The sequence below is a fragment of the Mesorhizobium sp. L2C066B000 genome, from assembly GCF_000502335.1.
Classification (GTDB): domain Bacteria; phylum Pseudomonadota; class Alphaproteobacteria; order Rhizobiales; family Rhizobiaceae; genus Mesorhizobium.
The window spans coordinates 80212-105720 of the sequence record NZ_AYWZ01000016.1 but is presented as its reverse complement, the minus strand read 5'-3'; the positions used below and the strand labels follow the sequence as shown (position 1 = coordinate 105720).

21 protein-coding genes are annotated in these 25509 nt (G+C 64.4%); 7 read left to right on the top strand and 14 right to left on the bottom strand.

Annotated elements, in window-relative coordinates:
• Positions 1-3: 3 nt before the first annotated feature.
• Entirely contained in the window at positions 4-1380 is a 1377-nt protein-coding gene (locus tag X733_RS141185; RefSeq protein WP_023819743.1) for an LLM class flavin-dependent oxidoreductase, read from the bottom strand.
• Positions 1381-1435: 55 nt separating this feature from the next.
• Positions 1436-1993, bottom strand: a complete 558-nt coding sequence (msuE, locus tag X733_RS141190; protein WP_023683545.1) for an FMN reductase — start codon at positions 1991-1993, stop codon at positions 1436-1438.
• Between the two features lie 60 nt (positions 1994-2053).
• Here msuE and X733_RS1000000170510 point away from each other — a divergent pair, with 60 nt between their 5' ends.
• Positions 2054-2251 (top strand): hypothetical protein, encoded by a 198-nt coding sequence (locus tag X733_RS1000000170510; RefSeq protein WP_155924267.1) that lies wholly within the window; start codon positions 2054-2056, stop codon positions 2249-2251.
• An 82-nt stretch (positions 2252-2333) separates the two neighbouring features.
• Entirely contained in the window at positions 2334-3353 is a 1020-nt protein-coding gene (locus X733_RS141195) for an LLM class flavin-dependent oxidoreductase (RefSeq protein ID WP_023819742.1), read from the top strand.
• Between the two features lie 81 nt (positions 3354-3434).
• On the opposite strand, the gene X733_RS141200 is transcribed toward X733_RS141195, so the two are convergent.
• The 5 genes from X733_RS141200 to X733_RS141220 all read right to left on the bottom strand — a co-directional run bounded on the left by X733_RS141200 (position 3435) and on the right by X733_RS141220 (position 10132).
• On the bottom strand, positions 3435-4280 hold the full coding sequence (locus tag X733_RS141200; RefSeq protein WP_023689210.1) for a fumarylacetoacetate hydrolase family protein: 846 nt from the start codon (positions 4278-4280) through the stop codon (positions 3435-3437).
• A gap of 146 nt (positions 4281-4426) precedes the next feature.
• The gene (locus tag X733_RS141205; RefSeq protein WP_023689209.1) at positions 4427-5158 is read right to left on the bottom strand and encodes an SDR family oxidoreductase; all 732 of its coding nucleotides are present in this window, start codon (positions 5156-5158) and stop codon (positions 4427-4429) included.
• Between the two features lie 292 nt (positions 5159-5450).
• On the bottom strand, positions 5451-7823 hold the full coding sequence (locus X733_RS141210; protein ID WP_023819741.1) for an aldehyde dehydrogenase family protein: 2373 nt from the start codon (positions 7821-7823) through the stop codon (positions 5451-5453).
• Positions 7824-8048: 225 nt separating this feature from the next.
• The gene (gene deoC, locus X733_RS141215) at positions 8049-9098 is read right to left on the bottom strand and encodes a deoxyribose-phosphate aldolase (protein ID WP_023703681.1); all 1050 of its coding nucleotides are present in this window, start codon (positions 9096-9098) and stop codon (positions 8049-8051) included.
• Positions 9099-9304: 206 nt separating this feature from the next.
• Positions 9305-10132: a ferredoxin--NADP reductase gene (locus X733_RS141220; protein ID WP_023683551.1), complete on the bottom strand. Its 828-nt coding sequence runs from the start codon at positions 10130-10132 to the stop codon at positions 9305-9307.
• A 221-nt stretch (positions 10133-10353) separates the two neighbouring features.
• On the opposite strand from X733_RS141220, the gene X733_RS141225 reads away from it, so the two are divergent.
• Both X733_RS141225 and X733_RS141230 read left to right on the top strand, forming a co-directional pair.
• On the top strand, positions 10354-12438 hold the full coding sequence (locus X733_RS141225; RefSeq protein WP_023819740.1) for a hydantoinase/oxoprolinase family protein: 2085 nt from the start codon (positions 10354-10356) through the stop codon (positions 12436-12438).
• 1 nt (position 12439) lies between these two features.
• The gene (locus X733_RS141230; protein WP_023700429.1) at positions 12440-14122 is read left to right on the top strand and encodes a hydantoinase B/oxoprolinase family protein; all 1683 of its coding nucleotides are present in this window, start codon (positions 12440-12442) and stop codon (positions 14120-14122) included.
• Positions 14123-14144: 22 nt separating this feature from the next.
• Here X733_RS141230 and X733_RS141235 read toward each other — a convergent pair whose 3' ends face one another.
• On the bottom strand, positions 14145-15035 hold the full coding sequence (locus tag X733_RS141235) for an SGNH/GDSL hydrolase family protein (RefSeq protein WP_023689203.1): 891 nt from the start codon (positions 15033-15035) through the stop codon (positions 14145-14147).
• A 254-nt stretch (positions 15036-15289) separates the two neighbouring features.
• Between X733_RS141235 and X733_RS141240 the strand changes: the two genes are divergently transcribed.
• On the top strand, positions 15290-16060 hold the full coding sequence (locus X733_RS141240; protein WP_023700430.1) for an ABC transporter substrate-binding protein: 771 nt from the start codon (positions 15290-15292) through the stop codon (positions 16058-16060).
• Between the two features lie 70 nt (positions 16061-16130).
• The gene (locus X733_RS141245; RefSeq protein WP_023819739.1) at positions 16131-17246 is read left to right on the top strand and encodes an aminomethyltransferase family protein; all 1116 of its coding nucleotides are present in this window, start codon (positions 16131-16133) and stop codon (positions 17244-17246) included.
• Between the two features lies 1 nt (position 17247).
• Here the strand turns inward: X733_RS141245 and X733_RS141250 are convergent, their stop codons facing one another.
• From X733_RS141250 to X733_RS141275, 6 genes are read right to left on the bottom strand one after another with little or no spacing between them, the layout of a single operon-like run.
• The gene (locus tag X733_RS141250; protein ID WP_023689200.1) at positions 17248-17709 is read right to left on the bottom strand and encodes a MarR family transcriptional regulator; all 462 of its coding nucleotides are present in this window, start codon (positions 17707-17709) and stop codon (positions 17248-17250) included.
• Complete coding sequence (locus X733_RS141255; RefSeq protein WP_023703687.1) at positions 17706-18290, bottom strand: amino acid synthesis family protein; 585 nt, start codon at positions 18288-18290, stop codon at positions 17706-17708. The genes X733_RS141250 and X733_RS141255 overlap by 4 nt, the downstream gene beginning before the upstream one ends.
• Positions 18283-19167 (bottom strand): thiamine biosynthesis protein ApbE, encoded by an 885-nt coding sequence (locus X733_RS141260; RefSeq protein ID WP_023693117.1) that lies wholly within the window; start codon positions 19165-19167, stop codon positions 18283-18285. Before X733_RS141260 ends, X733_RS141255 begins: the two co-directional genes overlap by 8 nt.
• Complete coding sequence (locus X733_RS141265; RefSeq protein WP_023739686.1) at positions 19167-20708, bottom strand: hypothetical protein; 1542 nt, start codon at positions 20706-20708, stop codon at positions 19167-19169. Before X733_RS141265 ends, X733_RS141260 begins: the two co-directional genes overlap by 1 nt.
• Positions 20705-23683, bottom strand: a complete 2979-nt coding sequence (locus X733_RS141270; protein WP_023819738.1) for a molybdopterin-dependent oxidoreductase — start codon at positions 23681-23683, stop codon at positions 20705-20707. The genes X733_RS141265 and X733_RS141270 overlap by 4 nt, the downstream gene beginning before the upstream one ends.
• A complete protein-coding gene (locus X733_RS141275) occupies positions 23680-24543 on the bottom strand; it encodes a xanthine dehydrogenase family protein subunit M (RefSeq protein ID WP_023819737.1) in 864 nt (287 codons plus the stop codon). The genes X733_RS141270 and X733_RS141275 overlap by 4 nt, the downstream gene beginning before the upstream one ends.
• Positions 24544-24824: 281 nt before the next feature.
• Here X733_RS141275 and pncA point away from each other — a divergent pair, with 281 nt between their 5' ends.
• Entirely contained in the window at positions 24825-25439 is a 615-nt protein-coding gene (pncA, locus tag X733_RS141280; protein ID WP_023819736.1) for a bifunctional nicotinamidase/pyrazinamidase, read from the top strand.
• Positions 25440-25509 lie beyond the last annotated feature (70 nt).

Here is a 25509-nt window from a genome sequence, read left to right as displayed (position 1 = left end):
AGGTCATTCGGCGGCAAGGACGGTCGAGCGGGCGACGGTCCATGGATTTTCCGGGCGCCTGAGACCGAGATTCTCGCGCAGCGTGCGGCCTTCGTAAGCCGTGCGGAACAGGCCGCGCCGCTGCAGCTCGGGAATGACCAGGTCGACGAAATCGTCGAGCGCGCCGGGCAGCCAGGGCGGCAGGATGTTGAAGCCGTCGGCCGCCTCGCTGGTGAACCATTCCTCCAGCTGATCGGCGACCTGCGTGACGCTGCCGACGATGGTGTAGTGGCCGCGCGCCGTCGCTACCCATTGGTAAAGCTGGCGGATGCTGAAATTGTGCTCGTCGGCAATCTGCCGGATCAGCGCCTGGCGGCTCTTCATGCCTTCGGTTTCCTTGCTCGGCGGCAACGGGCCGTCGAGCGGATAGCCCCTGATGTCGAGCGTCTGGCCGGCAAGACCGTTGAGGAGCGCAACACCGTCCTCGGGCAGGATAAGGTCGTTAAGCTGTTGGTATTTGGCGCGGGCCTCGTCCTCGGTGCGGCCGACGAAGGGCGCGACGCCCGGCATGATCAGCACCTGATCGGGATCGCGGCCGACTTCAGCCACGCGCGCCTTGATGTCGCGGTAGAATTCCTGCGCCGTCTCGAGCTTCTGATGGGCGGTGAAGATGACCTCGGCCGAGTGCGCGGCAAGCCCACGGCCGTCTTCCGACTGCCCCGCTTGTACGACAACCGGATGTCCTTGCACCGGGCGCGGCACGTTGAGCGGACCCTTGACGCTGAAATGCTCGCCCTTGTGGTCGATGTCGTGCAATCTGTCCTTGTCGTAGAAACGGCCCGACTGCTTGTCGCGGATGAAGGCGTCATCCTCCCAGCTGTCCCACAGCGCCTTGACCGTCTCGACATGCTCATGCGCCCTGGCATAGCGCTCGGCATGGCTGGGCTGGACGTCGCGGTTGAAATTGCGTGCCGTTTCGTCGCCGGCCGAGGTCACCACGTTCCAGCCGGCGCGGCCGCTCGACAACAGGTCGAGCGAAGCGAATTTGCGCGCCAGCGTGTAAGGCTCCTCATAAGTGGTGGACGCCGTTGCGATGAAGCCGAGATGCGTCGTCAGCGGCGCCAGCGCCGCAAACAGCGTCACCGGCTCGAAGCCGGCGATCTTGGCGTTGCCGCCCTCGCGGGCGCCGAGGCCGACGGTCAGGTTGTCGGCCAGGAAATAGGCGTCGAACAGGCCGCGCTCGGCGGTCAGCGCCAGCTGCTTGTGGAACTCGAAATTGGTGGCGCCGTCGGCCGGCGCATCGGGATGACGCCAGGCGGCGATATGCTGCCCGCCGCCGGGCAGGAAAGCGCCGAGCTTGATCTGCCGCGGCCTGCTATCGGACTTGCTGGCTCGAGTCATTGCAGGCGTCCTTCTGGTCTATGCGGGATGGAATATTGCGTCGCGGATCGTGGTTTCAGGCGGCAAGGACGACGCTGTAGGGCACGCCGGCCACCCGGCATGCCTCGGCGACCGCCTGCCGGGCTCGCGCCTTGACTGCCTCTGACACCAGCACGCCATCTGCAAAGTCCTTGTCCGAGGCGTAGATCGCGGTCGGCAGGGTCTGCGCCTCGAAGAAGCCGAACAACGGCCGCAACTGGTGTTCGACGACAAGCGAATGACGCTCGCCGCCGCCCGTTGCCGCCAGGATGATCGGCTTGCCGCGCAGCGACGACGGGTCGAGCAGGTCGAAGAAGTGCTTGAACAGCCCGGTGTAGCTGCCCTTGAAGGTCGGGGAGCCGACCACCAGCACGTCGGCGCCGAGCAGCTGCTCGATAATACCGCGCGCCGCCGGATCGAGATCGCCAAGCTGTCTTGCAGGCGCAAAGGACGGGCCGAGATCCTCGATGTCGAAAACGCTCAAAGCCGAGCCGGCCCGGCTCGCCACCTCACCGGCGATGTGGCTGACGAATGCCTTCGTCTTGGACGGACGGGTCAGGTTGCCGGACAACCCCACCACCAACTTTTTTGACATCCGAGGCTCCTTCTCGCAGACGCACTATCCGCATTAAGCCTACCGATTTTGTAGAATTAAATGAGCGAGAAGATTTCAAAACCGGGCTCTGAAACGAATGGAGTTTGCGGTACATCGCCTTTGGTTGGTTCATTTGGCCCCAAAAGCGCCGCGGCAGATGCTGACGCGGTCGCGCAAGGCATCGCCGGGGACCATGGCCTTGGTCCTTTGCGCACCGATGGGTATCGTTGCGAAACCGTCAAGGGCCGGCGGCATTGACACTGCGTTGTGTGAGTGTCGATTGAACCCGATCGCGTGGGCGACGAAGTAGGCAACTGGAATCAAAGAACAGGATGCGCGCATGAAAAAGATCGGCTTTCTTTCCTTCGGCCATTGGTCGCCCTCGTCGCAATCGCAGACGCGCTCGGCGTCCGACGCGCTGCTGCAGTCGATCGACATGGCCGTCGCCGCCGAGGAGCTGGGCGCGGACGGCGCCTATTTCCGCGTCCATCATTTTGCCCGCCAGCTCGCTTCGCCGTTTCCGCTTCTGGCCGCGGTCGGCGCCCGCACCAGCCGCATCGAGATCGGCACCGCCGTCATCGACATGCGCTATGAGAATCCGCTGTATATGGCCGAGGATGCGGGTGCTGCCGACCTGATCGCCGGTGGCCGGCTGCAGCTTGGCATCAGCCGCGGTTCGCCGGAGCAGGTGATCGACGGCTGGCGCTACTTCGGCTACGTGCCGCAGGACGGCAAAAGCGATGCCGACATGGCGCGCAACCATGCCGAGGTGTTTCTGGACGTGCTGCGCGGCGAAGGTTTCGCGCAACCCAATCCGCGGCCGATGTTCCCCAATCCTCCGGGAATGCTGCGGCTCGAGCCGTTCTCGGCCGGCCTGCGCGATCGGATCTGGTGGGGCGCCGCTACCAACGCCACCGCCGAATGGGCGGGCAAGCTCGGCATGAACCTGCAAAGTTCGACGCTGAAGTTCGATGAGGGCGGCCAGCCGCTCCACATCCAGCAGGCCGAACAGATCCGCGCCTATCGCGCGGCGTGGAAGGCGGCCGGCCACACACGCGAGCCGCGCGTGTCGGTCAGCCGCAGCATCTTTGCGCTGGTGAACGACCGCGACCGCGCCTATTTCGGCGGCGGCAGCAGCGAAGATCATTTCGGCTATATCGAGCCTGAGAAGCTTGCCGTCTTCGGCCGCTCCTATGCCGCCGAGCCCGATGTGCTGGTCAAGCAGCTGAAAGAGGACGAAGCGATCGCCGAGGCCGACACGCTGCTTCTGACCGTCCCCAACCAGCTCGGCGTCGAGTACAACGCCCACGTCATCGAGGCGATCCTGAAGCACGTCGCGCCGGCTCTGGGCTGGCGCTGACAAGAGGCGCCAGCCGCCCGGCAAACAAAGAGATAGACCGTTTCGCCGGCAAACGGTGAGACGCTCTAAGGGAAGAGGCGGCTAGGCATCCGCCTTGAAGGTCTGCTTCTGCTGGCCTAGCCCCTCGATGCCCAGTTCCACCACATCGCCGGGCTTCAGGAACACGGGCGGCTTCATGCCCAGCCCAACGCCGGGCGGGGTGCCGGTGGAGATGATGTCGCCAGGATGCAGCGACATGAACTGGCTGAGATAGGAAACGAGATAGGCGACGCCGTAGACCATGGTCCTGGTCGAGCCGTTCTGCATCGTCTTGCCGTTGACCGTCAGCCACATTTTGAGGTTCTGCGGATCGGCAACCTCGTCCTTGGTGACAAGCCACGGCCCGGTCGGACCGAACGTGTCGCAGCTCTTGCCCTTGGTCCACTGGCCCTGGCGCTCGGCCTGGAAGGCGCGCTCGGACACGTCATGGGCAACGGCATAGCCGGCGACATAATCCAGCGCCTCGGCTTCGCTGACGTATTTGGCTTTTCTGCCGATGACCACGGCGAGTTCAACCTCCCAGTCGGTCTTTTCCGAACCGCGCGGGATCAGCACATCATCGTCGGGGCCGACAATGGCCGAGCTCGCCTTCATGAAGATGATCGGCTCCGGCGGCACGGTGGCGCCGGTTTCGGCGGCATGGTCGGAATAATTCAGGCCGATGCAGATGAACTTGCCCGTGCCTGCGACGCAGGCGCCGAGGCGCGGCTTGCCGGAAACCGCCGGCAGCGAGTTCGGATCGAGCTTCGACAATGTCTCGAGCGACGCCGGATCGAGCGCCTTGCCGGCAATGTCGGTGACATGACCCGAAAGATCGCGGATCGTTCCATCCGCATCGAGCAGGCCGGGGCGTTCGCTCCCTATCTCGCCATAGCGCAGCAGTTTCATCTTGCTCTCCAAATTGTGGCCCAAGGCCGTTTTCAAAACTCGCTCCGCCAAGCGATGACTGGGCGGACTCTGGCTATCGGACCCGACCTGGGGCAAGCCGGACTTTAGAACTGTTCGAGCCTGGACCTGCGGATCAAGGCTATTGCTCAGATCGACCAGCCGCCGTCGATATTATAGGCCTGCCCTGAGGTGTACGTGGCACCGGCCAGATAAACCGCAAGATCGGCGATTTCCTCGGGCGTGCCGAGACGGCCCATCGGCTGGCGGGCAATGAAGGCTGCGCGGGCCGCGTCGTAATCGCCCTGCGCATGCATGCGGTCCTGCAGCGACGGGCTCTCGACGGTGCCGGGGCAGATGGCGTTGCAGCGAATGCCCTTGGCGACATAGTCCGCGGCAACCGCCTTGGTGAGACCGATCACGGCCGCCTTGGAGACGCCATAGGCGAAGCGGTTGGGCACGCCCTTGCCGGCGCCGGCGACGGACGACATGTTGATGATCGAGCCATCGCCGCGCTCCAGCATGCCGGGCAGTACCGCCCGAATGGTGCGGATCATGGCGCGGACATTGAGGTTGAAGGCGAAGTCGAGATCGGCATCCTTCATCTCGAGGATGGACCCGGAATGAACGAAGCCGGCGCAGTTGAACAGCACGTCGACGCGGCCGATTTCGGCGAAGCCCGACGTGACGGCATCATCGTTGAGGACGTCGAGCTTGCGGGTCTTGATGCCGGAGGTCTTGGCGAGTTCGGCCAGCAGCGCCTCGTTGATGTCGGTGGCGTGCACGACGGCGCCTGCCTTGGCGAAGGCCAATGCGCTCGCCCTGCCGATGCCTTGCGCCGCCGCCGTGACGACAACGACCTTGCCTGCCAGATCCGCCATGCGTTTCTCCTCGCCCTCTTTGGCCACTTCTCGGCCCGATTTAATGCCGGCTGACCGGGGCGTCCTGTGCCAGACAGGCGCGACTATGCGGCCTGCACAATCCATCAGTCCAAAATAACAAATGTTTTTTCTGGTTAAAGAACACACGTTCGGGCGTCAAGCCCGAACGCGATCACCTTCGCGACGGCCGATGTAATGCACATCGCTTGCTCTGATGCAACAACATGTATGACAACCGGGCAACGAGTCACGTTGCCATGGTTCGCTCAAGCACAGCGCGTTTCAGGCGGCATTAGTCGCCGTATGGCACCCAGACGTTCTTCACTTCGACGGCGCGGCGCAGCAGGGCATCGCCGGCGGCCTCGTCGGACGCCCAGTCGAGGCTGCGGCCGTTGCCGGTCCAGACGCGCTTGAGATTGCCGATGGAATCGGCCTCCGCCTTGGCGCAGGTGTCGGCATCGGCAAACAGCCAGAGCCCGTCGACATCGTCATGCTTGGCCAGCACGCCGGCAAGCTCCGCCGTGCGGCCGGTGACGATGTTGATGGCGCCGGCCGGAACGTCGGAATATTCGATCACCTGGTAGAGATCGGTGGCGAGCAGCGGGTATTTTTCCGACGGCACGGCGACCACGGTGTTGCCCATGGCAAGCGCAGGCGCCATCAGCGAGATGAACCCGAGCAGCGGCGCGCTGTCCTGGGCGACGATGCCGACGACGCCGACCGGCTCGTGCAGCGCCAGCGTGACGGCGCGGGCCGGCGGCTGATGCACCCTGCCCTCGAATTTGTCGGCAAGGCCGGCATAGAGGAAGAGCCGCTCGATGGACTGTTCTACTTCCTCCCGCGCGGCCTTGGCGTTGGCGCCGGTCAGTTCGGTGAGGCGGGCGGCGAACTCGCCGGTGCGGCCGGACAGATTTTCGGCGAGGTAGTAGAGCACCTGGGAACGGTTGTAGGCGGTCGCTTCCGGCCAGGCCTTGCAGGCGCGGGCGGCGGCAACGGCGTCGCGGATGTCCTTGCGGCTGCCGAGACCGACTTCGCCAGCTAGCTTGCCCTTGGCGGTGGCGACGGCGAGCGAGTAGTTGCCGTCAGGCCGAACCTGCTTGCCGCCGATGAAAAGCTTTGCCGTGCGGTCGATGGCGCCGCCGTCAGATTGCTCGACCGGTTGCGCCGATGACGTCGCCGGCTTGATCACCGGGCCGAGCGGCAGCTTTGCAGAGAGATATTCGAACATGCCCTCCCGGCCGCCTTCGCGGCCAAAGCCGCTTTCGCGATAGCCGCCGAAGCCGCAGGCGGCGTCGAACATGTTGGTGCCGTTGACCCAGACGACGCCGGCCTTCAGCTGCGGCGCGACATGCAGCGCGAGGTTGATGTTTTCGCTCCACACCGAGGCGGCCAGCCCATAGCGCGTGTTGTTGGCAAGCTCGATCGCTTCCTCAGTGTTGCGGAAGGTCATGGTGGCCAGAACCGGGCCGAACACCTCTTCCTGCGCCAATATATTTGCCGGCGAAACACCCGTGGCGAGCGTCGGCAGATGGTAGTAGCCGGAAGACGGCAGCACCGCATCGGGCTGCCAGCAGACGGCGCCCTGTCTGGCGCCTTCTGCGACCAGGCCCTTGACGCGGTCGAGCTGTGTGGCGTCGACTAGGGGGCCGATATCGGTGTTCTTGTCGAGCGGGCTGCCGACGCGAAGCCGGCTCATCCTGACCTTGACCTTGGCGATCAAGGCATCGGCAATGCCTTCCTGCACCAGAAGCCGTGACCCGGCGCAGCAGACCTGGCCCTGGTTGAACCAGATGCCGTCGACCAGTCCTTCGACGGCGCTGTCGAGATCGGCGTCCTCGAAGACGATGAAGGCCGACTTGCCGCCGAGCTCCAGAGACAGTTTCTTGCCCCATCCGGCCGTGGCTTTCCTGATGATCTTGCCGACCTCCGAAGAGCCGGTGAAGGCGATCTTCTGGATGCCGGGATGGTTGACGATGGCGACGCCCGCTTCCGGCCCGCCCTGGACGATGTTGACGACGCCCTTCGGCACGCCGGCCCGCTCGCAGATCTCGGCGAACAGGATGGCCGTGAGCGGGGTGAATTCGGCCGGCTTCAGCACCACCGTGCAGCCGGCGGCGAGGGCCGGCGCGATCTTCCAGGCCAGCATCAGCAGCGGGAAATTCCACGGAATGATCTGGCCGACGACACCGACACCCTTGTGGCCGGGGAAATCCTTGTCCAGCGCCTGCGCCCATCCGGCATGATGGATGAAATGGCGGATGGCCAGCGGCACGTCGATGTCGCGGCTTTCGCGGATCGGCTTGCCGTTGTCGATGGATTCCAACACCGCGAACAGCCGCTGATGGCGCTGCATGGCGCGGCCGATGGCATAGAGCACTTTTGCGCGCTGGTAGCCCGAGGGTGCCGACCATTTCGGTAAGGCCTTGGTGGCTGCGGCGACGGCTGCGTCGATATCGGCGGCGCCGGCATCGGAGATCTTGGCCAGCAGCTTGCCGGATGAGGGTTCGCTGGTCTCGAAGGTCTTGCCGCCGCTTGCTGCCTTCCAGCCGCCGTCGATGAACAGCGCCTTGCCGAAATCGCGTCCGGCAAGCCAGGCATCGGCCTCGGTGCGGGCTTCCGGCGCCGGGCCGTATTCCATGGCGTGATAGCGTTCGAGAATGTTCATGACGCGCTCCAGATAATCGTCTTGGCAGGCGCTCTGTGGCGCCCCCCTCTGTCCTGCCGGACATCTCCCCCACAAGGAGGGAGATTAGCCTTCGCGCCTGTCGGCTCTGAAACGTCGACAATTGGCGAAATCGTCGACGTTAGCCAGTCTCTCCCCAATCGGGGGAGATGTCCGGCAGGACAGAGGGAGGCGCGAAGGAACTCGACGTTCAAGGCCTTCTCCGCCTCACGCCATCGCATGGCGGTGGTTGGCCGAATAATGCCCGGTCAGATGATGCTCGAGCTGGCGCTCGATATCGGTCAGCAGGCTCGAGGCGCCGAAGCGGAACAGGTCTGGCTCCAGCCATGGCCGGCCGAGCTCCTCCTTCATCAGCACCAGCCAGTCGAGCGAAGCCTTGGCTGTAGAGATGCCGCCGGCCGGCTTGAAGCCGATGAGAAAGCCGGTCTCCTCGAAATAGGCTCGGATGGCGCGCACCATGGCAAGGCCGACGGGCAGCGTGGCGTTGACGCTTTCCTTGCCGGTCGAGGTCTTGATGAAGTCGGCGCCGGCCATCATCGCCACCATCGAGGCCAGCATGACATTGCGCAGCGTGGCGAGGTCGCCAGTGCCGAGAATGACCTTGAGATGCGCATCGCCGCAGGCTTCGCGCATCGAGACGATCTCGTTGTAGAGCTCCTGCCACTTGGCGCCGAAGACCAGGCCGCGCGGGATGACGACGTCGATCTCGTCGGCGCCGTCGCGCACCGATGCCTCGATCTCCTGCAGGCGGGTCGACAGCGGCGCAAGGCCGTGCGGGAAAGCGGTGGAGACGGCGGCGACATGGATGCCGGTGCCGCGCACGGCATCAACAGCCGTCGCGACGAATGGATGATAGACGCAGACCGCCGCCGGGCGGATTTTTTCGCCCTCGATGCCAAGCCCCTCGACGATGTCGCGGCGGAACGGGTTGATCGCCTTGGCGCACAGGCGGCGGACGCGCTCTTCGGTGTCGTTGGAATTCAGCGTCGTCAAATCCATGCAGGAGACCGCGCGCAGCAGCCATGCCGCCTGGTTGTCAGCCTTGATCGAGCGCCGCTTTGTGAGGCTGGCGACCCTGCGTTCCAGCGCCGAGCGGTTGACCGAGCGCACCGATTCCATGAAGCCGAGATCGAGCCGCATGCCGGTGTTGCGGGCAATACCGTGGCTTTGCGGCACGGGCGTGTTGGCGGCCGCACGTGCCGGCAGCGGCGTGACCTTGGACGCGCCGAGATCGGCTTCGCGGATTGTGCTGCTCATCTCCTGCCCTTTCGCTCGACGATTTTACGTCGTGGTGCGTGTCGTTGCTCCCGGACTTGGGCGACACACACCGAAGATAGCCCGTGAATCGATGCTTCACGAGTCCTTCAAGGGCTCATAACGGAAAAAGGCGGCAAAAGCAGCTGAATTTTGACCACATGGTCAAAACGTCAATTCAAGACGTGGCGCCGAGGCGCCGGCTGATGTCAGCCGACGAAAGCGCGCTCGACGACGAAGGTCGAGGGATGGCTGAGCGAGCCCTCATGGAAGCCGAGGCTTTCGGCCATTTCCTTGACGTCCTTCAGCATATGCATCGAGCCGCAGATCATGATGCGGTCCGTCTCCGGATTGAGCTTCTCGATGCCGAGGTCGGCGTAGAACTTGCCCGAGCCGATCAGCGCCGTGATGCGGCCCATGCGCGCCGATTCTTCGCGGGTCGTCGAATTGTAGAGGGTGACGCGGCCGCCGGTCAGTTCGCCGATCAGGGGATCGTTCTCGAGCGCGGCCACCAGTTCCTGGCCATAGGTCAGTTCGGCATTGTCGCGGCAGGTGTGGGTCAGGATGACCTGATCGAATTTTTCGTAGGTATCGGGGTCGCGCAGAAGGCTGGCGAAGGGCGCAATGCCGGTGCCGGTCGAGATCATGAACAGGCGCTTTGCCGGGGTCAGCGCGTCGACAACCAGCGTGCCGGTCGACTTCTGGCGCATGATGACGGTGTCGCCGACCTGGATCTTCTGCAGTTCGGAGGTCAGCGGACCATCCGGCACCTTGATCGAGAAGAATTCCAGCTCCTCGTCCCAGGCCGGGCTGGCGACCGAATAGGCGCGGTACACCGGCTTTTCGGCATTGGGCAGACCGATCATGACGAACTCGCCGGAGCGGAAGCGCAACGACTGCGGGCGGGTGATGCGGAACGAGAACAGGCGGTCGGTGTAATGCTTCACCGAGACGACGGTTTCGGCATAGACATTGGCCGGAATCGGGAACTGCAGCGGACGGGCGCCGGCGGTGTTGAGTGCGGATGTGGTGTTCATCGATCCAACTCTGTCTTGCCCAAGCCACTACGCGGGCGCCAAACCGTTTCCTGCGCGCCCAGACCCTTCAGGTCCCGGCGTGCCGTTCACACACTCCAAAGCAGTGAGCTCTTGTGTCCCAAATTTATTAGTATACAAACGATATTTGTGTCAAGATACCACGCTAAAACAGCTTTCCAAACTGCGGCATATTCGTAGTTCCGCCATTTCGGATTTCGACAATGAAAGAGAATTTTTCGGTGCAACAACCGGATTCCCTGGGTCACGTCGTTGCCGGCATCGATGTCGGCGGAACCTTCACCGACCTCATTTTGATCGACGGCAAAGATGGCGGAAAGGTGCATATCGCCAAGACGCCCACCACCGTCGACAACCAGGCTTTCGGCGTGGTTTCAGCGCTCGGCGCCACCGGCTTTGCCATAGACGGCATCGACCTCATCGTGCATGGCACGACCACCACCACCAATGCGGTTCTGGAACGCCGGCTGGCGAAAACCGGCATGATCACCACGCGCGGTTTTCGCGACGTGATCGAGCTTGGACGGCGCACACGGCCGCAGCCCTATGGCATGACCGGCACCTTCGTTCCGATCATCCCGCGCGATCTCCGGCTCGAAGTCTCGGAGCGCGTCGAAGCATCCGGCGCGGTGCGCACCCCGCTCGACGAGGCCGAGATGCGCGACGCCGTGAAGACGCTGATCGTGGCCGGCTGCGAGTCCCTGGTCATCCATTTCCTGCATTCCTACGCCAACCCTTCGCATGAGCGGCGCGCGGCCGAAATCGCCGCCGAGCTTTGGCCGAACGGCTACATCACGACTGGCCATGCGCTGCTGTCGGAAGCCCGCGAATTCGAGCGCGGCGTGACCGCCGCGGTCAACGCCTCGGTGCAGCCGATCCTCGAGCGTTATGTCGAGCGGCTGCGCAAGGAATTGGCCGCCAAAGGTTACGCCCGCGACTTCCTGATCATGAACGGCAATGGCGGCATGATCTCGGCCCGTTTCGTCACCAGGGAATCGGCCAAGACCGTGATGTCCGGACCAGCCTCGGGTGTCATCGCCGCCGCCTATACGGGCAAGCGCGCCGGCTTTGAAAACCTCGTCACCTACGACATGGGCGGCACCTCGACCGATGTGGCGCTGATCCGCAATGCGGAGCCCGCCGTCTCGAACGAGATCGAGATCGAATATGCGATGCCGATCCACGTGCCGATGGTGGCGGTGCATACGGTCGGTGCCGGCGGCGGCTCCATCGCCCGGGTCGATGCGGCCGGGCTGATCCAGATCGGCCCGGAAAGTGCCGGCGCCAATCCCGGCCCGATCTGCTACGGTCGTGGTGGACCCGAGCCGACCATCACCGACGCCAATCTGGTGCTGGGCCGGCTGGCGCCGAAGAAGCTGCTGGCGGTCGAAAATCCGGTCACCGTCGAGCGGGTCACCGGGATCTTCGAAGACAGAATAGGCAAGGCCGCCGGCCTCTCCGGCGTCGAAGCGGCGGGCGCGGTGCTGCGCCTCGGCAACATGAAGATGGCCGGCGCCATCCGCATGGTCTCGGTGTCGCGCGGCCATGATCCGCGCGATTTCGCGCTGTTCGCCTTCGGTGGCGCCGGGCCGCTGCATGCCTCCGCCCTGGCGCGCGAACTCGGCCTGCCCCGTGTGCTGGTGCCGGCGCGTCCGGGCATCACCAATGCGCTCGGCTGCGTCGTGGCCGATCTGCGCCATGACTTCGTCAACACCATCAACCAGCCGGTCGCCGTGCTCGATGAAGCCAGGCTTCGCGAGGTGCTGGAACGTCACCGCGGGGAAGGCGAGGAACTGATCGGCAAGGAAGCGGTGAAGCCGGAAACGATCCGCGTCACGCACTCTGCCGACATGCAGTTCGTCGGCCAAACCCACATCATCAACGTGGCGCTGCCGTCTTCATCGGTGACAAGGCAGGAGTTGCAGGCGCTGTTCGAAAAAGCCTATTTCGCCCGCTTCAAGGTCGAGTTGCCGGAGATCCGCGCCAATCTGGTCAACCTCAACACGTCGGTGACGGGCGTGCGGCCGGCAATCGACCTGTCACGGCTGATCGACCCGGCCGGACGTACAAAGACGCTAGACGAGGCGCTGCGCGAGACAAGGCCGGTCTGGTATGCCGGACGCTGGCACGATACGCCGATATACGCACGCGAAAAATTGCCGCTCGATGCCGTTATCCAAGGGCCGGCGATCCTCGAACAGATGGACGCCACCACCGTGCTCGAACCCGGCGACCGCGCAAGATCGGACGCCGACGGCAACATCATCATCGACATTGGCGAGGCCTGAGATGCAAAAGCTCGACGCCATCACGCTTTCGGTCCTGCAGGCAGCCTTGCAGCAGGTCTGCGACGAGATGGATCTCACTTTCTCCCGCGCTGCCTTCTCGCCTGTCATCGCCGAGGCCAATGACCGCTCCGACGGCATCTACTCGGCCGTCGATGGTTCGTTGATCGCACAAGGCAGCCAGGGCCTGCCGGTGTTCGTCGGCGTCATGCAGTATTCGACCAAAACGGTGATCGAGATGATCGCCGACGGCCGTTGCCTGCCGCCTGAGCCGGGCGACATCTACATCGTCAACGATCCCTATCTCGGCGGCACGCATCTCATGGACGTGCGCTTCGCCATGCCAGTCTACCGCGACGGCAAGATATTTTGCTGGCTATCGAATACCGGCCACTGGCCCGATATCGGTGGCTCGGTGCCGGGCGGCTTCTCCGCCTCCGCCACAGCCGTCGAGCAGGAAGGCCTGCGGCTGCCGCCGGTCAAGCTGTTCAAGAAGGGCGTGCTCGACACCGAAATCTACGCCATCATCTGCTCCAACATCCGCGTCGCCGACCAGCGCATCGGCGATATAAGGGCGCAAGCCGCGGCACTGTTGATCGGTCAGGACCGGCTCAATGGAATCCTCGATCGTTACGGGGACGAAACCGTCGTCGGGGCGATCGCCGAACTGCGTCGCCGCGCCGCCGAGCAGATGCGCGCCAACATCTCCGCCATTCCCGACGGCACCTACAGCTCGAAGGCCTTTGTCGACTCGGACGGCGTGGTCAACGAGCCGCTGACCATCGCGCTCGCGGTGGAGAAGAAGGGCGATACGCTGACCTTCGATTTCACAGGTTCGTCAAAACCCTGTGCCGGGCCGATGAACAGCGTGCTGGCGACGACATTGTCGTCGGTCTATCTCGCCATGCGCCATATTTTCCCTGATGTGCCGATCAGCGCCGGCGCTTTCGAGCCGCTGATCGTCAAGCGGCCGGAAGGCACGTTCCTCGACGCCAAATACCCGCGTCCCGTCTCCGGCTGTGCGGCTGAAGTCTCGCAGCGCATCGCCGAGGCGGTGTTCGCGGCGATGGTGCAGGCGCTGCCGGAAAAGGTGACGGCCGCGCCCGCCGGCTCCAGCGGCAATTTCGCGCTGGGCGGCAACGATCCGGCGCGCGGCCGCGACTATGTGATGTATCAGATCTCCGGCGGCGGCTATGGCGGCAATTCCGGCCATGACGGCCTGACCAATGGCTGCTCGACCATCGGCATTTCGAAATCGCCGCCGGTCGAGATCATGGAGCAGGCCTTTCCGGTTCTCTACCGCCACTATGCCTTGCGCGAAGGCTCGGGCGGCGCCGGCAAGCAGCGCGGCGGCTTCGGCCTCGCCTATGAGGTCGAGATATTGCGAGGAGAGGCGCGCGCGTCCTTCGTCATGGACCATGGCCGTTTCGGCCCGCAAGGCGCGCTCGGCGGCAAGGACGGCGCGGTGAACACGGTGACCGTGTTCCGCGACGGCGAGGCACATGTGCCGCCGCATCTGTCCAAGGAACAGGACATCGCGCTCAAGGCCGGCGACCGCGTGAGGGTCGGCACGCCCGGGGGCGGCGGCTATGGCGATCCGCGTGAGCGCGACCCGAAACTGGTCGCCGAAGACATCAGGCTTGGTTACTACACCGTTGAACAAGCCAAAGAGCTGTTCGGAACCTGACAGCCGACAGGCCCGAGCCGCGTCAGGTCTGCAGCTTGGCCTTCAGCGCATCGGCGAATTTTTGCGCGATCTTCTTGAAGCCGGCGGGATCGGGATGCAGTTCGTTGGCCCAGTCGGCCACCTTCAACGTTCCCTGCGTGTCGACCAGATGGAAATTGTTGTTGGGATCGTCGGCCAGGCGCTTCACCACATCGCGGAACGCCGCCAGCGCGTCGTGAACGATGACCGTGCCCTTGGCGACCGTCCAGTTGCAGAAATCGAGCGACGGTTTCAGCCACGGGCCGACACAGGACGGATGCGCTCCGTTCGGGATCGGAAAATCATAGCAATGGCCAAAGATCGGCACGCCTGGCGCGACGCGGTCGCGCAGCGCGAACAAATCGAGATAGCAGGCCTCGACCATGCCGAGCGCCTTGGTGAAGCGGTTCTTGTTCAGCCCGGGGGCGTGGCCGTCATTGAAGTCGAGGAAGATGCAGAACTGGTCGCCGGCAATGTCGTTGCCACCGGCAGAGAACAGGATGGCATCGGGCTTGCCGTCCAGCCAGTTGGCCTTGTTGCGCAGGGCGGCGATCATGCGCTGCTGCTTGGGCAGCGACATCTCGTCGGTCGCCGCATCGCCATGATGGGCAAGGTTGAGGATGGTCGGCGGCATCGAGCCGATGCGGCGCAGCTGCGCGATCACATCGGTGTCGACGAACGGAAATCCGTTCCCGGTGAGCGGATAGTCGAACCAGGAATCGCCCTGCGCCAGCATCACCAGCGGCCGGTTGGCGACGGCCGCCTCGAGATTGCCGGCACTTTCCCTTGCGGTTTCGAGCCGCTCGATGTTGGCCTGGTGAACCCTGATGCGCTTGGCGATGTCGTCGTCTATGCGCCGCTGCGCGGCTTCCTGCACGAATTCCTGCTGGTCCATCCCCAGGTCCCTCCCACGACCGTCTACTTCCAGCTGAGCATGCGCCCATGTCCATGATCGGTCTGTAATTTAGATCACAGTAAGATTCCTGGGGAAGGACGGCTTGCCACGCCGTGATCGCCGCAGAGCATGTCGTTTCCGTCTCCGTGGGGCCTGCAAAAGACCATAGACTTCTATCCTTGTTTTCGCGCAATTCCGGACGGGAAACCGCCAACACCTTCCCTGGAATTGCTTAGTCAACGGAGATCAGGAACATGCGTCTTTTCGGTCGTTTCGTGCTTGCCGCTTCCGCCGCCCTGCTGCTTGGGACCGGTGCTGCCTCCGCCGAGAAACTCAGGATCGGGACCGAGGGCGCCTATCCGCCCTTCAACTATGCCAATTCGGACGGCACGCTGGGCGGCTTCGACATCGACCTCGGCAAGGCGCTGTGTGCCGAGATGAAGGCCGAGTGCGAATTCTCCGTACAGGATTTCGATGGTTCCATTCCGGCGCTGCAGGCCGGCAAGTTCGACGCCATCATCAACATCACCATCACGCCGGAACGGGCCGAGAAGGTCGAGTTCACCCACAAATATTACCAGACGCCACCGGCCATCGCCGTGCCGAAGGATTCGACCATTGCAGGCACGTCGCCTGACGATCTGAAGGGCAAGGTGCTGGGCGTGCAGAGCGCCACCATCCACCAGAATTTCGCCGAGAAGAAATACTCCGGCTCGACCGTCAAGGCCTATCCGACCGGCGACGACGCCCGCACCGACATGGCCAATGGCCGGCTGGACGCGATGATGGACGGCTCGATCATCCTGACCGAATGGCTGAAGAAGCCCGATGGCGCCTGCTGCAAATTGCTCGGCACGCTGGCCGCCGATCCGGCCATTCATGGACCCGGCGTCGGCATCGCCCTGCAAAAGGGCAACAAGGAACTGGCCGACAAGTTCAATGCCGCCATCGACGCCCTGCGTGCCAACGGCAAGTACAAGGAAATCAACGACAAATACTTCTTGTTCGACGTCTACGGAAGTTAACCCCTTCACCGCTCCTACCTCGGCAGCGCCATCAGGCGCTGCCGTTTTCATGAGATGACGGAGAAGTTTCTTGGTTGAGCGGCGCTCCCCTTTCTACACCAGCATCGTTGGCCTCGGCGCCACGATGGGCCGGGTCGGCGGCGATTTCGTCTCGGCCAAAACTTACTCCGGCATTGCCGACGAGCACCTGAACACGCGCAAGAATGTCGGCGTGCAGGATCTCAGCACCATGGGCAAGATGGACATCAAGGGGGCGGAAGCCGAGGCGCTGGTCAACCACATCATCGTCAACGATGCGGCCGCGATGAGCCCCGGCCAGGTGCGCTATTCCACCGTCTGCCGCGACGATGGCGGCATCATGGACGACCTCACCGTGTTCCGGCTGGGATCGGAGCATTTCATGCTGGTGACCGGTTCGGTCAACCGGCTGAAGATGCTGCCCTGGCTGCAGCATCATGCTGAAGCGCGAAAGGCCTATGTCACCGACATCACGGCGGCCGTCGCCTTTCCGACGATACAGGGGCCGCGTTCACGCGAGCTGCTGAAAGCACTGGTTTCGGATGCCGATCTCGATGAGTTGAAACGCTGGGCGTTCACTTCAGGGCGCGTCGGCGAGACCAAAGTCCTGATCTCACGCACCGGGGTGACCGGCGAGCTCGGCTTCGAACTGTTCGTGCCGGCGGACGAGGCCACTTCCGTCTGGGACGCGCTGATGCGGACCGGTAGCGATTTCGGCCTGAAGCCATACGGCGTGCTGGCCATGTTCACGCTCGGGCTGGAAAAGGCCTATCCGGCGCATGGCATCGACATGGACGAGAGCCGTACGCCCTTCCATGTCGGGCTCGATCGCTGGATCAAGTTCGACAAGGGCGAGTTCATCGGCCGCGAGGCATTGCGCACAATTCGCGACAAGGGGCTCGACGAACGCTGGACCGGGCTGATTCTCGACGGTGACAAGCCGGCCGCGACGGGTGCCAGGGTTTTCGCCGACGGCGAGGATGCCGGCGTCGTCACCTACAGCGATCACGGCTATTCCTTAGGCAAAGTTCTGGCGACGGCGCATTTGCGGCTGCCGTTCACCGCCATCGGGACCGAACTCAGCATCGACATTGACGGCAAGCCGACCCGCGCGGTGGTGGCGCCGATGCCATTCTTCGATCCTGAAGGCGCTCGGCTGCGGGCCTAAATCAGGCTAACTTCGCTAGCAGCCGCATAAACGTGGCCGCTTCCTTGGCCGTCAGCGGCGCCAGTGTCTCCTGGGTGATGGCGCGGGCCAACGGGATCAGCCGTTCGATCGCCTCGCGTCCCTCTGGCGTGAGACTGACCAGCAGGCGCCTTTTGTCGACCTCATGCTTGGTCAGGTCGACCAGGCCACGCGCCTTCAGCCGATCGATCACGCCCTTGACGGTCGCCGCATCCATGGCGATCAGCGTTCCCAACTGGTTCTGCGAGGTCTCGCCGACATCGTGCAATTTGGCGAGCGCTGCGAATTGCGGCGGCGTCAGGTCGCTGATCTGGGCGGCAAAGATCGAGACATGGCGCTGATGCGCCTTGCGCAGGATGAAGCCGACCTGCTCCTGCAGGCGGTAATCATGTTCGTCGGGCTCTTCGGCCTCGACCAGCTTGAGAAGATTGTCACCGCCGCTCATCGCAGGCCATCCCAGGCCTTGATGTCGCCTGCAGCCAGGCCGCCCATGCGGTCGTGCACGCGCGGGCCGCAGCTCATAGCGAGGCAAAACAGGATTTCGTCGGCACGCGGCCCGTCGCTGAGGCCGACCTCCATGGCGTCGAAATGGCTGCGGACATAGGCAGCGTTGGTGTGGCCGAGCGGCACGTCGAGCCGCGAGCCGAACGCCCCGACCTTGGTTGCCGACGGCACGATCGCCTTGGCGTCGCCCAGCCGCTCGCGCATGGCATAACCGCCCGGCACATGCCAGAGCGCGCCGTGCTCCAGCTCCCCTGACGAACCGACGATGGTGCCCTTGCCGTAGGCGTCGATCTGCTTGATGTCGCCGCCCAATGCGGCAATGAGCTTGTCGGTGAGCAGCAGGCCGAGCGGCTTCAGATCGTCCATGGCGCTCTGCAGTTCTTCGACGTAGCGGCCGGCGAACGGGTTCTTCACCAGGGCCACGGCTGCAGCGCGGCGGCGCGGCAGAGCAGCGACCGGCCCGCCATCGTGAAAGATCTCTTCGGTAAGAACCGCGATCTTGCGGATCGGAAACTCAGGCATGGGCAACTTCCTTCCCTGGACTTTTGTTGGGCGCGGCAAGCGCCATGGAACCACTGATGCGGGCTTCCCCGCCTAGAAACAGCGCCGATGCGGCAATCAGGCCGCGCCGGCGAAAATCTTCGGCGACGGCAAGGCCATTGTCCAGCGCCCGCTCCACATCGCCACGCGCGAGCATGCCGACGGCTTGTGTCACCAGCCGTGCACCGAGATCGCTGTCGGGCACCAAGTCCTGCGCGGGAATGCGCTTGATGGCGGGATTGCCGGGCAGGTCGACGGCGTTGGCAATGAGTGTCGCGGCCGCATCGGCCTCGGCGCCGGTGCGCGCGAGCACGGTGACGGCGTCGGCAATGCCAAGCGAGAACGAACGGCCGCGCCAGCCGCTCGTGGCGACGCCGCGCACGCCGTCCGCCGAGCGAATGGTGAGACGGTCGGCCAAGCCGTTGCCGGTGCCGGCGATCGCCAGGTTCATCGACTGGCCCTTGCCGATGTGGAGTGCGCTGTCGCCGCCATTGTTGACATAGGCGCGGTCGAGTCTGCGGCCTGCAAGCAATGCCGAGAGCATTTCGTCGGCTACCGATCCGGCGACGGCGGCCATCGGCGTGATGAAGCTTTCCGCCAAGGGCATGACGGCTGCTTCCATGCGCCGCGCGGTCGGGCCGGCGAAGGTGCGCGGCGCCAGGAAAAATGCCGGCAGCCGCAATTCGGGAAGCTCCTCGACCAACTCGATCAGGATCGTCTGGAAGCGCTCGATCGCCTGATCGTAGGCGGCACGACACTCAGCCGCCTCACCAAAGGCCTCGACGATCAGGTCGATCGGCCCGTGGTTGAGGTGCAGCCGCTTGCCGTCCTGCAGCCAGTGGACTTGCGGGCCTTGCATCAAGAGGCCCCGTTCGAGCCGACGCGGCGCAACTGCGCCAGCGGCGGCCATGGATTGTGGGCCTCGGCGCCTGAGCCGCGGCGCGGGTTGAGATATTCGCCGCCTTTGGCAACGATATCCTCGACGCTGCGTATCTCGGCCTCGTAGCCGCCCAGCCGGACATAGTCGTCGCGGCGTAGCGTGAATTCGATCGGCGCCACCAGCGCCGGCGTCGGCACATAGCCGAAGGCGCCTTCCGGCACGCGCATGACGTCGACCATCAGCGTGATGCCGCCGCCCGGCCAGACATAGACCGGCGCGCCGCCAACGGTAACATAGGTATTCAAGCCCTGCACCGAGCGGGTGAGATTGACCGGGTTTTCGGTGACGCCGGCGCGCAGCGAACCGCCGGCGCCGCCGATGAACAGCACGGTGCAGAGCGCCGGCTCGCAATTGTCCTCGATCAGGCCGACCGATTTCTGCAGCCGCTCGGGGAACGGTTTTTCCACCGGCTTCAACTCGTCGTCGAGCTCGTAATAGGCGAACTGCTCGCCGGTGGTCGACACCATCAGCAGCGACAGGCCGGGGCGGGCGCCCTTCTTGGCGTTCCATTCGCCGAGGATCGACAGCGGGTCGGAAATCGAGGTGCCGCCCCAGCCGAGGCCGGGCTCGGAAACCTTGAAATAGCGGCCCGGCGTCGAACGGCGGCCGATGATCTTGATGCCGGTATCCTGCCAGCCCAGCACCTTGCCGGCCTGATGCTCGGAGACGACGCCGGTGATATGGTCGTCGACCACCACCACCTCGTCGACAAGGCCGCGCCATTGCGTGGCGAACATGCCGATGGTGGCCGACCCGCAGCCGACCCGCATACGGTGTTCCTGCTTGCCGTCGATGACAGGTGGTTTGCCGGCTTCGACGATGATGGTGGCGCCGCCATCGATGGTCAGTTCGACCGGCTTGCGATTGCACAGACTGAGCATCGCGTCGCAGGTTGCCCGGCCTTCGGCCTTAGAGCCACCGGTCAAATGATGCACTCCGCCGAGCGACAGCATCTGCGAGCCGTATTCGCCTGTCGTGACGTGGCCGATCGGCTCGCCTTGCGCGCGCACGATTGCCGTTTCGGGACCGAGATGGCGGTCGGTGTCGATCTTCACCTTGACGCCGCAGTACGAAAAAATGCCTTCGGTGACCACGGTCACCAGATCGACCCCCTCGACCTCCTGGCTGACGATGAAGGGAGCCGGCTTGTAGTCGGGATAGGTGGTGCCGGCGCCGATTGCAGTGACGAAGCGGCGGCCGGTGTTGACCAGTTCGCCGTCCCATTGCTCGCCCTCGGCAGTGAAAGGCACGACCGCGGCGCCGCTCTCTGCCGCATGGTCGAGGATGGTCAGCGGGTCCATACGCACGATGCGGCCACCGACATTGCCGTAGCGGTCGCAGGCGCCGGTGCGGCCATCGGCGATGTAGCACATCACCGGACAGGCATCGCAGCGGATCTTTTCCGCCACCAGCTTTTCGCCCGGATCGTGGGTTTCGAAGCGTTCGGCAAGCTCGCTCATCGGCGTGCCTCCTTGTCGCGGATGCCATCTTTTTCGCGGATGGCGGCGCGGATGCGCGCCGGCGTCGCCGGAACCTTGGTGATGAGAACGCCGGTGGCGTGGCGTATGGCGTTGAGGATGGCGGGTGCGGTCGGGATCAGCACATGCTCGCCCAGGCCCTTGGCGCCGAACGGTCCCTCCGGATCGGGAACCTCGATCAATATGTGCTCGATCTCAGGCACATCGCCGATGGTCGGGATGAGATAGTCGTGCAAATTCTCGGTGCGACCGGGGATGTATTCCTCCATCAGCGCCATGCCGATGCCTTGCGCGATGCCACCTTCGATCTGGCCTTCGACCAGCAGCGGGTTGATAGCCTTGCCGACATCGTGCGCGGCGGTGATTTTCAAGAGCTTCACCGTGCCGAGCTTGAGATCGACTTCGAGTTCGGCGATCTGCGCGCCATAGCCATAGACGGCGTAAGGCTTGCCCTGGCCCTTGGCATCGAGCGGCAGCGTCGGCGGATCGTAGGTCTCCTCGGCGCGGAAGACGAAACCGCCCGCATCGACATCGAGGGCGGGGAGATCGATGCGCCGAGTGGCTTCGCCCTCGCGAATGACGATCACCGGACCGTCCAATTGCAGGGCAGCTTTCTCCGAGACATTGGCAAAACGCAGGATCTTTTCGCGCAAGGCGCGGCCGGCTTTTTCGGCCGCCTTGCCGGTGACAAAAGTCTGGCGCGAGGCCGATGTTTTGCCGGCGTCCGGGCTGATCGCGGTGTCGGCGCTTCTCAGCTTGAATTTTTCCAGCGGCAGGCCGAGTGCGTCGGCGCAGATCTGGGCGATGACGGTGTTGGAGCCCTGGCCGATATCGACGGCGCCCTGGTGCAGGATGACGTCGCCGTCTGGCGAGATACCGACCCTTATGGTCGACGGATTGGGCAGCGAGGTGTTGCCGCAGCCATACCAGCAGGACGCGATGCCGACGCCGCGCCTTTTGCTCGTATTGGCATTGTTGAATGTATCTGCGTCGACCTTCGCGCGAGCCCAATGCGGCCGCAAGGAGTCGAGGCACTCGAAGATACCGACTCCCGACTCCAGTCGCTGTCCGGTAACCGTTTCGGATCCGTTCCGAAGGCAGTTTCTCAGGCGAAAATCGAGCCGGTCCATGCCGAGCTTGCCGGCAAGCTCATCATAGAGCGTCTCCTGCATGATCGTCGCCTGCGGCACGCCGAAGCCACGGAAGGCGCCGGAAATCGGCCCGTGGGTGTGGATGGCGCGGCCTTCGGCGCGGTAATTCGGCGTCGCATAGGGACCGGAGGCATGCACCGGCACGCGGTTGGCGACAGTCGGCCCCCAACTGGCATAGGCGCCGGTGTTGAAATCGCCGGAAAAGATCATGCCGGTGACATGGCCTTCGGCGTCAGTGCCGATGGTCGCCTTCATCTCGGCGGGGTGGCGCTTGGTGGTCGACATCATCGATTCGGTGCGGGTGTAGGCAAGCGCCGCCGGCCGGCCGGTTTTCAGTGCCACAAGGCCGATGAGCGGCTGCAGCGACACGTCGAGCTTCGAGCCGAAGCCGCCGCCGGTCGCGGTCGGCACGATGCGCACCTTGTCGACGGCAAGACCGAGCACCTTTGCCGTTTCGTCACGGTCCATATAGGGGGCCTGGGTGCAGGCGACGACGACCAGCGTGTCGCCGTCCATGTAGGCATGGCCGGCTTCCGGCTCGATATAGGCGTGCTCGACATAGGAGGTGTCGATGGCACCGGACACCGTGTAAGCAGCCTCGCCAAGCGCCGTCTCGGGGTCGCCGCGCTCGACAAAGCCCTTGGTCAACAAATTGGCCGGGCGGTTCGCGTGGATGAGCGCAGCCCCTTCTGCCTGCGCGTCGCCGGGCTGCAGAAAATGCGGCAGCTCGGTCCAGCGGACCGGGAAATCCTGGAGGTCGAGATCGAGCATGGCCTCGCGCTCGCCGGCGACCAGCGCCACTGCCTCGCCGCGCAGCCGCGCAAAGCCTTCGGCCAGCGCCGGCTGGTCGGCAAACGGACCGATGACGCCGAAACAGTTTTTTCCCGGGATGTCGGCGGCGGTGAAGACGCCGGCGATGCCGGGATGCGACTTCACCCAGCCCTCCAGGTCGCCGAAGGCGAAGCCGGCATGATAATGCGGCGAGCGGACCACCAGCACAGCCAGCGCATCGGCGGGAAAGGCATCGCCGCCGAATTTTTCAGCGCCGGTGATTTTTGGCACGCCGTCGAGCCGGACCGGGGAGGCGCCTACAGCATTCCCTGTGGTTGGCATTCTACGTTCAAAGTTGAATTCCAACGAATGACGTTGGCGCTGCCCCTCACCCTTACCCTCTCCCCGTGAAGAACGGGGAGCGGGGAGCGTCGGCGCTGGAGCACTTCCCTTCTCCCCGTCACTATACGGGGTGAGGGTGCCGGCAGGCGGATGAGGGGCAGCGCCGTCGGTCGACGTCTCGAACCGTCCCGCATCCATCACTGCCGCGATGATCTTTCTGTAGCCGGTGCAACGGCAGAGGATGCCGCCCAGCGCATCCTGCACCTCGGTCTCGGTCGGATTCGGCGTGCCATCCAGCAGCGCCGTTGCCGCGACCAGCAGCGCCGGCGTGCAGATGCCGCATTGCGCGGCGCCATGCGCTAGGAAGGACGCCTGCAGAGCCGAGAGCCGGCCATTGGCGAGGCCTTCGACGGTCGTTACGGACGTCCCGGCTGCGGAGGCCGCCGGCATCAGGCAGGCGCAGACGGCGTCGCCGTCGACCAGCACCGTGCAGGCGCCGCAATCGCCGGCATCGCAGCCAACCTTGGTGCCCGTCAGCTGCAATTCGTCGCGCAAAACCTGCGACAGACGGCGCAGCGGCGGCACATTGACCGAGACGGCGGCGCCATTGACGGCGAAGGCGATCTCGGCGCGATCGAGGCCGACGCCCGGCACGAGGTCGGGCAGGGCTTCAATCATCTCGGAGTGGCTCATGCCGCCACCATGCTGTTGTCGTTCGTCAGTCCGCAAGCCCCCAGCACGGCGCGGGCGACAAGCTCGCGCGCTGCGTCGAGCCGGTATTCGGCGCTGCCGCGCACGTCGGCAATCGGCGAGAGCTCGGCCATCGGCGCGGACAGGAGCGCATCGGCGAGTGCCGGGCCGACAGGCTTGCCCACCAGCACGGCTTCGACAGCGGCGAGCCGCTTGGCCACGGCCGAGCAGGACCCGACCGCGACAGCGGCTTCCATGACCATGCCATCCTCGGCAACGAGGCGCGCCGCCACCATGGCGATGGAGATGACGAGGTAGCGCCGCGCACCGAGCTTGACGAAGGCCGACGTGCCGGTGGCCCTGGGCTTCGGCACCCGGATGGCGGTAACCAGCTCGCCCGGTAGCAGCGCGGTGCGGCGGTTGCCGAGAATGAACTCCTGCAGCGGCAGATGACGCGTCCCGGCTGCAGAGCGCAGCTCGACCTCGGCGTCCAGCACCAGCAGTCCCGGAACGCCATCGGCGGCAGGCGAAGCATTGCAGAGATTGCCGGCGATCGAGGCGACATTCTGGATCTGCAGGGAGCCCACTTCGCGCGCGGCCTGCTTCAGCGCATCGAAAGCCGCCGGCAATGGATGGCGGACAAGGTCGGTCCAGGTGGTGCGGGCGCCCAAAACCCAATGGGTTTCGGTCTCGGCAATGCCGCGCAGCGAGTGCAGGCCGTTAATATCGAGAACATTGTCGCGGAACGGTTTGGCGCCCTGCGCCGGATAGAAATCGGTGCCGCCGGCAAGCACGCGCCAGGCGCCCTCGCCCAGCAGAGCGAGCGCCTCGTCGAGCGTGGTGGGTTTCGCGTAACGGATCACGCTTTGCCTTCCAAAAAAATCGGCCTTCCCATTGGGGCCTTCAAAGGTGGGGACTTCCCGAACCCGCCAGTGTCTGATCAGGCCAAATTCATTCGTATGCAAATGATATCAAGCTGGCGGAAATTGTCAAAGCCGGAGTTTAAGGGAACCCGGCCGCCAAGCATTTCTTACGCTTGCAGAGGTTGACGCAGGCGGCCATCCGGTCAAGTTTCAGCATCCGGTCGCATCAGCGGCGTATTTCACTCGATCCCCCGTTCGAGACGTAGAAGAGGAGAGGCGCCATGGCCGACGAAGCGCTTGTTGTCATCGACCTGCAAAACGACTTCTGCCCCGGCGGCGCACTGGCGGTTGCCGGCGGCGACGAAATCGTGCCGCTGGTCAACGATCTGATTCGGCATGCCGAGCATGTCGTGCTGACGCAGGACTGGCACCCGGCCGGACATTCGAGCTTTGCCTCCAGCCATCCGGGGGCGCAGCCCTTTAGCGCGATCGAGATGCCCTATGGGCCGCAGACGCTGTGGCCGGACCATTGCATCCAGGGCAGCCTCGGCTCGGATTTTCACTCGGGGCTCGCCTGGACCAAGGCCGAGCTGGTGATCCGCAAGGGATTTCGCCCTGATATCGACAGCTACTCCGCCTTCTTCGAGAACGACCACAAGACGCCGACGGGGCTCGCCGGCTACCTCAAGGAGCGCAGCATCGACAGTGTGACCCTGGTTGGCCTGGCGACCGACTTCTGCGTTGCCTTTTCGGCCCTCGACGCGGTCAAGCAAGGCTTCAAGACGACGGTGCGGCTCAACGCGTGCCGCGGCATCGATCTAAACGGTTCGGTCGAGGCGATGCTGAAGAGGATGCGCGATGCCGGGGTGAAGCTCGAAGACCCGATCTCGGAGTGACTGGATCGTGACGCATCGAGGGGGCTGCACACAGTTGGGGAAGGCTTTCGCGGCAGGTGTACTCGCTTCC

Excerpts from the sequence above, each read along its gene's own strand:
- X733_RS141185 (WP_023819743.1), bottom strand. The coding sequence starts at position 1,380 with ATGACTCGAGCCAGCAAGTCCGATAGCAGGCCGCGGCAGATCAAGCTC.
- msuE (WP_023683545.1), bottom strand. The coding sequence starts at position 1,993 with ATGTCAAAAAAGTTGGTGGTGGGGTTGTCCGGCAACCTGACCCGTCCG.
- X733_RS1000000170510 (WP_155924267.1), top strand. The coding sequence starts at position 2,054 with ATGAGCGAGAAGATTTCAAAACCGGGCTCTGAAACGAATGGAGTTTGC.
- X733_RS141195 (WP_023819742.1), top strand. The coding sequence starts at position 2,334 with ATGAAAAAGATCGGCTTTCTTTCCTTCGGCCATTGGTCGCCCTCGTCG.
- X733_RS141200 (WP_023689210.1), bottom strand. The coding sequence starts at position 4,280 with ATGAAACTGCTGCGCTATGGCGAGATAGGGAGCGAACGCCCCGGCCTG.
- X733_RS141205 (WP_023689209.1), bottom strand. The coding sequence starts at position 5,158 with ATGGCGGATCTGGCAGGCAAGGTCGTTGTCGTCACGGCGGCGGCGCAA.
- X733_RS141210 (WP_023819741.1), bottom strand. The coding sequence starts at position 7,823 with ATGAACATTCTCGAACGCTATCACGCCATGGAATACGGCCCGGCGCCG.
- deoC (WP_023703681.1), bottom strand. The coding sequence starts at position 9,098 with ATGAGCAGCACAATCCGCGAAGCCGATCTCGGCGCGTCCAAGGTCACG.
- X733_RS141220 (WP_023683551.1), bottom strand. The coding sequence starts at position 10,132 with ATGAACACCACATCCGCACTCAACACCGCCGGCGCCCGTCCGCTGCAG.
- X733_RS141225 (WP_023819740.1), top strand. The coding sequence starts at position 10,354 with ATGAAAGAGAATTTTTCGGTGCAACAACCGGATTCCCTGGGTCACGTC.
- X733_RS141230 (WP_023700429.1), top strand. The coding sequence starts at position 12,440 with ATGCAAAAGCTCGACGCCATCACGCTTTCGGTCCTGCAGGCAGCCTTG.
- X733_RS141235 (WP_023689203.1), bottom strand. The coding sequence starts at position 15,035 with ATGGACCAGCAGGAATTCGTGCAGGAAGCCGCGCAGCGGCGCATAGAC.
- X733_RS141240 (WP_023700430.1), top strand. The coding sequence starts at position 15,290 with ATGCGTCTTTTCGGTCGTTTCGTGCTTGCCGCTTCCGCCGCCCTGCTG.
- X733_RS141250 (WP_023689200.1), bottom strand. The coding sequence starts at position 17,709 with ATGAGCGGCGGTGACAATCTTCTCAAGCTGGTCGAGGCCGAAGAGCCC.
- X733_RS141255 (WP_023703687.1), bottom strand. The coding sequence starts at position 18,290 with ATGCCTGAGTTTCCGATCCGCAAGATCGCGGTTCTTACCGAAGAGATC.
- X733_RS141260 (WP_023693117.1), bottom strand. The coding sequence starts at position 19,167 with ATGCAAGGCCCGCAAGTCCACTGGCTGCAGGACGGCAAGCGGCTGCAC.
- X733_RS141265 (WP_023739686.1), bottom strand. The coding sequence starts at position 20,708 with ATGAGCGAGCTTGCCGAACGCTTCGAAACCCACGATCCGGGCGAAAAG.
- X733_RS141270 (WP_023819738.1), bottom strand. The coding sequence starts at position 23,683 with ATGAGCCACTCCGAGATGATTGAAGCCCTGCCCGACCTCGTGCCGGGC.
- pncA (WP_023819736.1), top strand. The coding sequence starts at position 24,825 with ATGGCCGACGAAGCGCTTGTTGTCATCGACCTGCAAAACGACTTCTGC.